This is a genomic window from Acidibrevibacterium sp. (assembly GCF_049965395.1).
Lineage (GTDB): Bacteria > Pseudomonadota > Alphaproteobacteria > Acetobacterales > Acetobacteraceae > Acidibrevibacterium > Acidibrevibacterium fodinaquatile.
Window position 1 is genome coordinate 40,136 of the sequence record NZ_JBMFWJ010000018.1, and the last position, 10,045, is coordinate 50,180.

A 10,045-nucleotide genomic window follows, 5' to 3' on the forward strand; every position below is an offset into this window, starting at 1 on the left:
CGCCATGACACGCTTGCTGATCGAGAGCGCGGCCCTTGCCGGGCTTGCGCTCGCGGGCTTCCTGATCGCCACCGGTGCCAATGCCTATATCGTGCAGGTGCTGTTCTCGACCGCGCTCGCGGTGACGCTGGCGGTGGGCTGGAACCTGATCGGCGGCATGGCGGGCTATATCTCGTTCGGGCAGGTCGCGTTCTTTGGTCTCGGCGCCTATACCGCCGCGCTCGCGATGCTGAACTGGGCGCTGCCTTGGCCGCTCGCCATTCTCTTCGCGGCCCTCATCGCCGCCCTCCTCGCCTGGCCGCTCGGGCGGATCATGCTGCGGCTCTCGGGCATCTTCTTCGCGCTCGGCATGTTCGGCCTGGCGCGCGTTCTACAGATCATCGTCAACGCGCTCGCGATCACCGGCGGGCCGATGGGCACCTCGATCCCGACCGCGGAGGGGCCGGCGGCGACGGCGATGGCGATGGTGGCGCTGGCGGCCGGCGCCATCGCACTGACGGTGGCGATCAGCCGCGCGCGTTTCGGGCTGCGGCTTGCCGCTCTGCGCGACGATGCGATCGCCGCTGCCGCCGCCGGGGTCGATACCGGACGGGTCAAGGTCGCGGCATTTTGTCTCAGCGCCGGCCTCGCCGCCGCCGCCGGCGCGCTTTATGCCCGCAATGTCGGCTATATCGATCCCGCCAGCGGTTTTGCCGGCACGATCGAATTGCAGACCGTGCTGATGGTGCTCGCCGGCGGCATCGGCACGGTGTGGGGGCCGGTTTTGGGTGGGGTCGTGATCTCGCTGCTCAGCACCGCGCTCTGGGCAAGATTTCCGACCGAGCAGCAGATCATCCTCGGCGCGCTCACCCTTTTGCTTGCGGTCGCGATGCCGGGTGGCCTCGCTTCTCTCCCGCCGCTCAGCCGCTGGCTCCGCCGGCCGAGGCTCGCCGCGTTCGCGCCGGTGGCCGCGCCGCCGCCGGCGCCCGTCGCCGCGGCCAGCGATGGCGCCGGCGCGGTTCTCGCTTGCCGCGCGCTCGGCAAGCGCTTTGGCGGCGTCGTTGCCGTTACCGGCGTCAATCTCGTGGTCGCGCCGGGCGAGATCCTCGCCGTGATCGGCCCGAACGGCGCCGGCAAAAGCACGCTCTTTGACATGATCTCGGCATTTTCCGCGCCGAGCAGTGGCGAGATCCGCTTTCGCGGCGAGCTTTGCGCGATGCCGCCGCATCTCCTGGCGCGCGCCGGCCTCGCGCGGACATTTCAGACCAGCCGGCTCTTTCCCCATCTCACCGTGTTCGAGACGGTTCTGCTCGCCGCCTGCTCGCGCCATCGCCGCTGGCGGGACGCCATGTCCGCGGCGAGCGCGCTGCTGGTTGCGATCGGCCTCGCGGAGGATGCCGAGCAGTTTCCAGATGCGTTGCCGCCGGGGCGCCAGCGTTTGCTCGAGATCGCGCGGGCGCTGGCTCTCGCGCCGGCGGTTTTGCTCCTCGATGAGGCGATGGCGGGGATGACGGCGGCGGAAATCGCGCGCGTGCAGGCGGTGTTGCGCGCGGCGGCGCAGCGCGGCACCGCGATCGTTGCGATCGAGCACGTGCTGCCGGCGATCGCGACGCTGGCTTCGCGGGCGCAGGTGCTCGACAATGGCGAGACCATCGCCGAAGGCGTGCCTGCCGCGGTGCTCAGCGACCCGGTGGTCATCACCGCCTATCTCGGCAGCGACGACATGGCGGTTGCATGATGAACGCGGGGGCGCTGCTCGAGGTCGCGGCGATTTCGGCGGGATATCGTCGGGTCACGATCCTGCATGCGATCAGCTTCGCGCTCGCGCCCGGCGAGCGTCTTGCCGTGGTCGGGGCCAATGGCGCCGGCAAAACCACGTTGCTGCGCGCCCTCATGGGCCAGATTCCGCTGAGCGCGGGGCGGATCCGCTTTGCCGGCGCGGCGCTCGACGGCGCCTCGATCGCCGCGCGCGCGCGTGCCGGTCTCGGCTACTGCCCGGAGGGACGCCAGCTCTTTCCGCTGATGAGTGTTGCGGAAAATCTCGAACTCGGGGCGGCGCGCGTCGTGGCGGCGGAGCGGCGGCGGCGGCGTGAGGAAGTGCTGGCGATTTTTCCGCGTCTTGGCAATCTGCTCGGCCGCGATGCCGGGCTACTTTCGGGGGGCGAGCAGCAGGTGGTCGCGATCGGCCGCGCCCTGATGGGCAGGCCACGGCTGTTGCTGCTCGATGAGCCCTCGACCGGGCTTGCACCAAGGATCGTCCATGAACTCTATGCGGCGTTGGCTGGTCTGGCTGCGGTCGGCGTCTTGGTCGTCGAACAGAATGCGCGCGCTGCCTTGCGCTTTGCCGATCGCGCCATCGTGCTTGCAGACGGTGCGATCGTCGCCGCGGCGCCGGCGGCGGAATTGCGCGACGATCCGCGCGTGGTCGCGGCCTATGTCGGCGCCGGGCGCGTGGTCGCGGCTTGACGGAAAAGAGCGCGAAAATCTACGCTCATGACGAGAAGAAAAGGGGAGGGGCGATGATGCAGGCGGGGGACGCGGATGCGGAAGCCTTGGCACGGCGCTTTGAGGCATTGCCCGCATTGCTCACGGAAGACGACGATCTTCGCCGGCGCGGCATGGCATTTTGCACGACCTGCCTGATCGGCATCGCCGCGATCCCGTTTCTCCTGACCGTGGCACCGGGGATGAGCGTGCATCTCGCGCGCGGGCCGCATTTGATGCGTTCGTTCGATTTTTCGGTGCGCGGTACAGCGGCAGCGTGGACGCGGTTCTGGCAGGCGGTGCCGCCGCCGGGCTGGCACGATCTTTTTGCCCTCACCAAACGCGGCGAGATGACCATCGAGGGCGATTTGCATCCATTCATGGCGCATCTGCAGGTGATGAAGGATCTTCTCGCTCTGCCGCGCCGGCGCGCAGGAGCTTGACATGGCGGAGAGCGCGACGATCGAGCCGATCATCGGCCGCTATCTCAACCTCAGCATCGCCGGGCGCCGGCAGCGGCTTTATTTCGAGGAGGCGGGCAGCGGCATTCCCCTGCTCTGCCTGCACACCGCTGGCGCCGATGGCCGGCAATGGCGCCATCTCATGGTCGATGAAGCGATATCCCGGCATTTCCGTGTTCTTGCCTTCGATCTTCCCTGGCACGGCAAATCGAACCCGCCGGAGGGCTATGAGCGCGAGACTTATCGCCTAACCACGGCGGATTATGTCGCGACCATTCGCGCATTTTGCGCGGCGCTTGCCCTCGATCGCCCGGTCGCGATGGGATGCTCGATCGGCGGGCGCATCGTGCTCGAACTCGCGATCGCGCATGCGCACGAATTCCGCGCTCTCATCGGCCTCGAAGCGGCGGATTTCCAGACGCCGTGGTACGATACCGCGTGGCTCAACCGGCCGGACGTGCATGGCGGCGCGGTGTGCGCGGCATTGGTTTCCGGCCTGATCGCGCCGACCAGCCCGGAGGCCGCGCGCCACGAGACACTCTGGCATTATCTCCAGAGTGGGCCGGGGATTTTTCAAGGTGATCTCTATTTCTACCGTGTCGACGGCGACCTTCGCGGCCGGGTTGCCGGCATCGATACCCGAACCTGTCCGCTCTATCTCCTCACCGGAGACTATGATTTTTCCTGCACGCCCGAAGATACCAAGCGCACCGCAGCGCAAATTCCCGGCGCCGAGATCACCATCATGAGCGAACTGGGGCATTTCCCGATGAGCGAGAACCCGGCGCAATTCCGCCGCTATATCCTGCCCGTGCTCGAGCGCATCCGCGCCCAGCCGGAGACCGGGCAATGAGCGCTTTCGGACGGCGCACATTGCTTGCCGGCGCCGCGATGATGGCCGCGCCGCGTATCGCGCGCGCGGCCGAAGAACGTCCGATCAGGATCGGCGTTTTGAACGATCCCAATGGTGTTTACGCCGATAATGGCGGTCTTGGTTCGGTGATCGCCGCACAATTGGCGGCGGAGGATTTCGGCGGCGCCGTGCTCGGGCGGAAAATCGAGGTGATTTCTGGCGATCATCAGAACAAGCCCGATCTCGCCGCCGGCATAACCCGTGAATGGATCGATCGCCAGGGCGTTGATGTCATCGCCGATGGCGCGTCATCGGCCGCTGGGCTCGCGATCCAGCAGGTCACCCGCGAAAAGCAACGCATCTTCATCATCACCGGCCCCGCGACATCCGATCTCACGGGGAAAGCCTGCTCGCCGTTCGGCTTTCATTTCAGCTATGACACCTACGCGCAGGCCAAGGGCACCGCGACGGCGTTGACGCAGAATGGCGGCGAGAGCTGGTTCTTCATCACCGCCGATTACGCGTTCGGCGCCGCGATGGAACGCGATGCGCAGCGCTTCGTTGAGCAAAGCGGCGGCAAGGTGCTCGGCAGTATTCGCCACCCGCTCGGCGCCACCGATTTTTCCTCCTATCTGCTCGCCGCTCAAAGCTCGGGCGCCAAAGTCATCGGCCTTTGCAATGCTGGCACCGATACGCAAAACACCGTGAAGCAGGCATCGGAATTCGGCATCGCCCGCGGCGGCCAGCGCCTCGCGGCGCTGGTGATGTTCATCACCGACGTGCTTGCGATCGGTCTGCCGACGGCGCAAGGTCTGGTGTTGACGACCGCGTTCTATTGGGACCGCACGCCCGCGACTCGGGCCTGGTCGCAGCGCTTCATGACCCATAAGCCAAAGCCGCCGAGCATGCTGCAAGCCGGCGTCTATAGCGGCGTTCGCCATTATCTGCAGGCGGTCAAGGATGGCGGCACCAGCGATCCCGTCGCGACCGCCGCGCGCATGCACCAGACCCCGGTCAATGACATGAACAATACCAACGTCACCATTCGCGCCGATGGGCGCCTGATGTGCGCGATGTATCTGATGCAGGTGAAATCGCCCGCCGAATCGAAGGCGCCGTTCGACGTCTATCGTGAGATCGCAGCGATGGCGGATGGCGCCGCGTTTCGCCCCGCGAGCGAGGGCGGTTGCGCCCTGGTTGCATCCCGGGGCACGCCATGAGCGCCGCCGGGACGATCGGCTGCATCGGCCTCGGCGTCATGGGCGAGCCGATTTGCCGCAATCTCGTGCAGAAATCTGGGCGGAGGGTGATCGGCTTCGATACCCGGGAGGCGCCGCTCGCGCGTCTCGCCGCCCATGGCGTGTGCGCCGCCGTCGGGGTTGCCGATGTGATGCGCGAGGCCGATTTCGTGTTTCTCTCGCTTCCCAGCGGGCGCGAGGTCGCGGCGCTGTGCGCGGGCGATGAGGGATTGCCGGCGCAGGCCCAGCGCGGGCAGATCATCGTCGATCTCGGCACCTCGCCGCCGGCGCTGGCGCGCGATCTCACCGAGCGGTTCGCCGCGCGCGGCGCCGGGTTCGCCGATGCCCCGGTCGCGCGCACCCGGGCCGCCGCCGAGCGGGGTGAGCTCAGCGTCATGGTCGGCGCGGCGCCGGAGATTTTCGCGGCCTTGCGACCGCTCCTCGAAAATTTCGCGACCGACATCACCCATTGCGGCCCGCCCGGCGCCGGCCAGGTGGTGAAGATCCTCAACAACATGGTGCTCGCCGAAACCGTCGTCGCGCTTTCGGAGGCGCTCGCCATCGCGCGCAGCGAGGGTGTCGATGGTGCGTTGCTGTTCGAGGCTCTGGCGCGGGGTTCGGCCGATAGTTTCGCGCTTCGCAATCACGGGATGAAGGCGCTGTTGCCGGGCGAGTTTCCTGAACGCGCGTTTTCGGCGCTCTATGCGCGCAAGGATCTCGGTTACGCCCTCGATCTCGCGCGAGGGCAGGGTCTCCCCGTCGCCGGCGCGGAAAACGCGGCGCAGCTTCTCGAGCGCGCCATCGCGGCGGGGGACGGCGAACGCTATTGGCCGGTTTTGAGCCGCGCTTTCACGCGCAGCCGATGATGGCCGGTGCCATGATATTGCCCCCGCGGCCTGATAATAAATTCCCCGATCAGCGCGGCAGCAGCAGATATTCCGCCCCGCGCGCGTTCATCCGTCCGGCGCGATCGGCGGCGTCTTTGTCCCAGCCGAAAAAGATATCGGCGCGCAGCGGCCCGGTGATGGCGCCGCCGAGATCCTGCGCGACCATCAGCCGCGCGAGTGGCGCCTGTTTCAGCGGGTCGGTGGTCGCGATGAAGACGGGCGCGCCGAGCGGGATAAACGCGCGGTCGATGGCGAGCGAGCGCCCTGGTGTCAGCGGTGCGCCGAGCGTGCCGGGCGGGCCGAGATCGGCGGGATAATCGCGTAATTCACGGAAAAAGACGTAATTGGGGTTCTCCTCCATCACCGCTTGCGCCGCTTTCGGGTGCGCGGTCAGCCAGGCGCGGATGGTTTGTTCGGAGATCTGATCGGCGCTGATCTCACCGCGCGCGGCAAGCAGGCGGCCGATCGGCACGTAGGGCCGGCCATTCTGTCCGGCATAGGCCACCTGCACCAGCGTGCCATCGGGCAGGGCGATGCGGCCGGCGCCCTGGATTTGCAAGAAAAACGCATCGATCGGGCTATTGACCCAAAGGAGATCTAGGCGCTGGCTGGCGAGCACCCCGGCATCGATTTCGGCGCGCGTCGGGTAGGGGGCGAGCCGACCATTGACGACCCGCCCGACGATATGGTGGCCCGTGAGATCAGGGGCGAACTCGCCGAGATCGGCGGTGACGAGATCGAGCGGGCGGCTGAGCAGCGGCGTCTGAAAAGCGCCGCCGGGGCTGCGCGCACCGTGCAAGGTCGGCTCATAATAGCCGGTATAGAGGGCATCGCCCTGGCTTGCATCGCCGATTTGATAAGGCTGAAATCCGGTTTCGAAGAACTGCCGGGCCGCGTTCTGATCTCCCGCAGAGACGTGACGGGCTTGTTCGCAGAGCCCGCGCCAGGCTTCCGCCCGACCGCCGCGCGTCGCCGCGAGCCCTTCGCCGCCGAGCCGCTGATCCGGCGGCATCACGGCCAGCCGCGCGCAGCTCCGCATGAAAGCGGTGAGGGCGGCGGCGCTGTCATCCTGCGCCCAGCCCGGGAGATCGGCGAAGGTGACCGGCGCCAGCGTCATGGACGACGATGACGGCGGCGGCGGCGCAACGCAGGCAGCCAGCATGAGCGACAAGGTCAGTCCCGCCACCAGCCAGGATCGGCGCCGCAAGATCTCGCCTTCACTCATCGCAATCCCCGGGAATTAGTGGCTTTGCGCTGCTGTCAGCCGCCAGGTCGGGTCGGCGCTGGTGAGATCGCGCTCGAAGACCCAGAGATCGGTGATCTCGGTCACCGCCTCGTTGCCGTGGACGATTTCGCCGTTTGGTCCGCGGGTCAGGTTCACCTGGTCCGAGACGAAGCGGACGGTGATGCTGGCGCGTGTGCCGGCGAGCGCGGCATCGGTGATGGTCGCGGCGAGCAGCGCCTTGATCTCGGTTTCGACGGTTTCGCCGGCGGCTTCGCGGGCGCTGATCGCGGCCTCGAAAACCTGGCGGGTTTGCGGGCCGAGCAGCGGCGCCAGCGTCGCGCGATCGCCTTTCGCATAGGCGGTGACGATGAGGCGAAAGGCGCCCTCGGCGCCGATCAGGAACGCCATCGGGTCGAAGCCGCGATCGATGCCGCGCATCTGCGCGAGCGTTTGCGCCGCTGGGCTGTCGGGCGGGGGAAAGCCGCGGGTCGGCGCCGGCGGCGGGGTGACGGGTTCGGCGTGGCCCTCGATCACGGTGCCGCCCTCGGCGAGGCTCGGCGGCGAGGCCGGGCGCTCGAAGCCGGTGCGCCGGCCAAGCACGCTGCGCAGCCGGAGCACGAGAAACAACGCGATCATCCCGAATAGGATCAGATCAATCGGAAATCCGCTCGCGCCCATACCGTATCCTTTCCCGCCCTCTGTCCCGCCGCTGCCAATGACCTTTGTCTATCGTCTAGTGGCTGGCCTGCGCGAGGCCGGCGAGGTCGATCCGCGGGCGGGCGCCGTAATGGCCGATCACCGCCGCCGCGGCGCGGCTGCCGAGCCAGCCGCTGGCGGCAAGACCGCGCCCTTGGCTCAGGCCAGTCAGGAAGCCCGCCGCATAGGCGTCGCCAGCGCCGGTGGTATCGACGACCTCCGCCGGCGCCGCCGGCACCATCGCCTGCTCCGCGCCCTGGACGATCAGGCTGCCACGTTCGCTGCGCGTCAGGACCGCGAGCGGCACCGCCTGCCGTGCTGCCGCCGCGGCGCGGTCGAAATCATCGGTCTCGAACAGGCTGGTGATCTCCGCCTCGTTGGCAAAAAGGATATCGATTGTCGGCAGCAGCGCCCGGAAGGCGTCGCGATGGCGGGCGACGCAAAACGGATCGGAGAGCGAGAGCGCGACCTGATTGCCGGCCGCGCGCGCAAGGCTGGCGGCGGCGCGGAAGGCGGCCTGGGCCGGTGCCGGGTCGAACAAAAACCCCTCAAGATAGAGAGTTTTCGCCGCCTTGATCAGAGCGTGGTCGAGATCAGACTCGCTGAACGTCACCGAGGCGCCGAGAAAGGTGTTCATCGTCCGCTGCCCGTCTGGGGTCACGAGGATGAGGCAACGCGCCGTCGGTGCTCCCGCGGCGAGCGGCGGCGTTGGATAGCGCACGCCGGCGGCGATGATATCGTGGCGGAACACCGCACCGAGCTGATCGGCGGCGACCTTGCCGAGAAACCCGACCCGCGCCCCAAGCCCGGCCGCGACCGCCGCGGTATTGGCGGCCGAGCCACCGCTGCTTTCGATCCCCGGTGGCATCGCGCCGTAGAGCGTTTCGGCGGCGGTGGCGTCGATCAACTGCATGACGCCTTTGGTCATGCCGTGCTGGCCGAGAAAATCCTCCGCGACGGGGGCCACGACATCGACGATGGCGTTACCGATGCACAGGAGATCAAGAGACGGGGAGGGGTTGGCGACAGGCGTCGCGGAAGACATGGCAGGCTCCGATCGAGAGGACGGGCCGGCACGAAAGCCGGCGAAGTTCGGCGGTAGCATCGCCTCGGCGAGGGCACAACCCGGGTTGCCGTGCGCTATGGCTCCATGATAGCCAGGAGATCTCGCATGGCCAACCAGAGGGGCTCGATAGGAGCCCCAGGGGGGAGCTACCGTGTTCAAACGCCGCAAGCCCGAGGATGTGCCGACGGCCAGTGTCACCAAGCGCGATTCCCGTCAAACGGAGTCCCATGCCGCGACCCAAGCTGGATCCGCTCTGGCCGGGCAGATGCACGGGCAAACCACGCCGCCTGCCGGCCGGGCTGAGCCGGGCTCCGGCCCGCTCGCCGCCCTCACCGGCCAGCCATCCGATCCCGGCATCGGTGTGCCGCCATTCCGCCCTGCCCCCTCGAAGGAGACGCCCATGAGCCGTACCCCCCTCACGCCGCCGCCAACGACCATGCCTCCGGCGGGAGGCCAGGGTGCGCTTGCTGGCGGGCTTGCCGCCGGCGCGATGACGCGGCCGGCCGGTCGGCTCGGCCGCGAGGAGAGCGGTGAACGCCGCACGCTCGTCGTCGGCCGTGGGATCAGCGTCCAGGGCACGGTGCAGGACGCCGAGCGGCTGGTGGTCGAGGGCACGGTGGAAGCGAGCATGATCCACGCGACCGAACTCGCGATCGCCCCTGGTGGCGTGTTCAAGGGCGAGGTCGAGGTCGAGGAGGCGGAAATCGCCGGCACCATCGACGGCACCCTGACCGCGCGCGGCAGCCTGATCATTCGCGCCTCCGGGCGGGTGCTCGGTACCGCTCGCTGCCGCCGTTTGCAGGTCGAAGATGGCGGACAGATCACCGGCCGGATCGAGATGCTCGGCGATACCGTCCGCGCGGAAATTCCAAGGGGCGAGATTCCACGAGGCGAACTCGCCCGCGGCGAAGGACCACGGCCGAGCGCACCCGAATCGGCGGCCTGAGATCAGGATCTGGCGGCTGCTCTGAGGTCGTGCGCGGCGCGCCGAGTCCGTGCCGCGTCCTTCGAGACTCTCGGGCGTGGCCGGCCTTGACTTCGCTGGGGTGGGTCGGCATTGTCCGGCCGCCGTCGCGGCGTGGGGCTGTAGCTCAGCTGGGAGAGCGCCTCGTTCGCAATGAGGAGGTCAGGGGTTCGATCCCCCTCAGCTCCACCA

At 68.1% G+C, this 10,045-nt stretch carries 10 protein-coding genes and 1 tRNA gene; 8 read left to right on the plus strand and 3 right to left on the minus strand.

The features are described from left to right. Positions 1 to 4 precede the first annotated feature (4 nt). From ACP5M5_RS07605 to ACP5M5_RS07630, 6 genes are read left to right on the plus strand one after another with little or no spacing between them, the layout of a single operon-like run. Positions 5 to 1,717, plus strand: coding sequence for an ABC transporter permease subunit (locus ACP5M5_RS07605; RefSeq protein ID WP_427936530.1), 1,713 nt, complete (start codon positions 5 to 7; stop codon positions 1,715 to 1,717). Continuing rightward, positions 1,714 to 2,445 carry an ABC transporter ATP-binding protein gene (locus ACP5M5_RS07610; RefSeq protein WP_427936531.1) on the plus strand — a complete coding sequence of 244 codons (732 nt, stop codon included), beginning with the start codon at positions 1,714 to 1,716 and terminating at the stop codon, positions 2,443 to 2,445. Before ACP5M5_RS07605 ends, ACP5M5_RS07610 begins: the two co-directional genes overlap by 4 nt. A 53-nt stretch (positions 2,446 to 2,498) precedes the next feature. Beyond that, positions 2,499 to 2,906 (plus strand): hypothetical protein, encoded by a 408-nt coding sequence (locus ACP5M5_RS07615; protein ID WP_427936532.1) that lies wholly within the window; start codon positions 2,499 to 2,501, stop codon positions 2,904 to 2,906. A gap of 1 nt (position 2,907) precedes the next feature. Beyond that, positions 2,908 to 3,777: an alpha/beta fold hydrolase gene (locus ACP5M5_RS07620; protein ID WP_427936533.1), complete on the plus strand. Its 870-nt coding sequence runs from the start codon at positions 2,908 to 2,910 to the stop codon at positions 3,775 to 3,777. Continuing rightward, positions 3,774 to 4,997 (plus strand): ABC transporter substrate-binding protein, encoded by a 1,224-nt coding sequence (locus tag ACP5M5_RS07625; RefSeq protein ID WP_427936534.1) that lies wholly within the window; start codon positions 3,774 to 3,776, stop codon positions 4,995 to 4,997. Before ACP5M5_RS07620 ends, ACP5M5_RS07625 begins: the two co-directional genes overlap by 4 nt. Beyond that, a complete protein-coding gene (locus ACP5M5_RS07630) occupies positions 4,994 to 5,881 on the plus strand; it encodes an NAD(P)-dependent oxidoreductase (protein ID WP_427936535.1) in 888 nt (295 codons plus the stop codon). Before ACP5M5_RS07625 ends, ACP5M5_RS07630 begins: the two co-directional genes overlap by 4 nt. A gap of 49 nt (positions 5,882 to 5,930) precedes the next feature. Here ACP5M5_RS07630 and mltA read toward each other — a convergent pair whose 3' ends face one another. The 3 genes from mltA to ACP5M5_RS07645 are packed head-to-tail and all read right to left on the minus strand — an operon-like array spanning position 5,931 to position 8,868. Then, positions 5,931 to 7,127 (minus strand): murein transglycosylase A, encoded by a 1,197-nt coding sequence (gene mltA / locus ACP5M5_RS07635; RefSeq protein ID WP_427936536.1) that lies wholly within the window; start codon positions 7,125 to 7,127, stop codon positions 5,931 to 5,933. A 15-nt stretch (positions 7,128 to 7,142) separates the two neighbouring features. After that, positions 7,143 to 7,805 carry a Tim44/TimA family putative adaptor protein gene (locus tag ACP5M5_RS07640; RefSeq protein ID WP_427936537.1) on the minus strand — a complete coding sequence of 221 codons (663 nt, stop codon included), beginning with the start codon at positions 7,803 to 7,805 and terminating at the stop codon, positions 7,143 to 7,145. A 55-nt stretch (positions 7,806 to 7,860) separates the two neighbouring features. Next, positions 7,861 to 8,868 (minus strand): adenosine kinase, encoded by a 1,008-nt coding sequence (locus ACP5M5_RS07645; protein ID WP_427936538.1) that lies wholly within the window; start codon positions 8,866 to 8,868, stop codon positions 7,861 to 7,863. 172 nt (positions 8,869 to 9,040) lie between these two features. Between ACP5M5_RS07645 and ACP5M5_RS07650 the strand changes: the two genes are divergently transcribed. Together ACP5M5_RS07650 and ACP5M5_RS07655 are read left to right on the plus strand one after the other, a co-directional pair. Next, a complete protein-coding gene (locus tag ACP5M5_RS07650) occupies positions 9,041 to 9,835 on the plus strand; it encodes a bactofilin family protein (protein WP_427936539.1) in 795 nt (264 codons plus the stop codon). A gap of 134 nt (positions 9,836 to 9,969) precedes the next feature. Continuing rightward, a tRNA-Ala gene (locus ACP5M5_RS07655) sits at positions 9,970 to 10,045 on the plus strand.

Bases quoted from the DNA above. Each gene is read 5' to 3' on its own strand.
- ACP5M5_RS07605 (WP_427936530.1), top strand. From the start codon at position 5: ATGACACGCTTGCTGATCGAGAGCGCGGCCCTTGCCGGGCTTGCGCTC.
- ACP5M5_RS07610 (WP_427936531.1), top strand. From the start codon at position 1,714: ATGATGAACGCGGGGGCGCTGCTCGAGGTCGCGGCGATTTCGGCGGGA.
- ACP5M5_RS07615 (WP_427936532.1), top strand. From the start codon at position 2,499: ATGATGCAGGCGGGGGACGCGGATGCGGAAGCCTTGGCACGGCGCTTT.
- ACP5M5_RS07620 (WP_427936533.1), top strand. From the start codon at position 2,908: ATGGCGGAGAGCGCGACGATCGAGCCGATCATCGGCCGCTATCTCAAC.
- ACP5M5_RS07625 (WP_427936534.1), top strand. From the start codon at position 3,774: ATGAGCGCTTTCGGACGGCGCACATTGCTTGCCGGCGCCGCGATGATG.
- ACP5M5_RS07630 (WP_427936535.1), top strand. From the start codon at position 4,994: ATGAGCGCCGCCGGGACGATCGGCTGCATCGGCCTCGGCGTCATGGGC.
- mltA (WP_427936536.1), bottom strand. From the start codon at position 7,127: ATGAGTGAAGGCGAGATCTTGCGGCGCCGATCCTGGCTGGTGGCGGGA.
- ACP5M5_RS07640 (WP_427936537.1), bottom strand. From the start codon at position 7,805: ATGGGCGCGAGCGGATTTCCGATTGATCTGATCCTATTCGGGATGATC.
- ACP5M5_RS07645 (WP_427936538.1), bottom strand. From the start codon at position 8,868: ATGTCTTCCGCGACGCCTGTCGCCAACCCCTCCCCGTCTCTTGATCTC.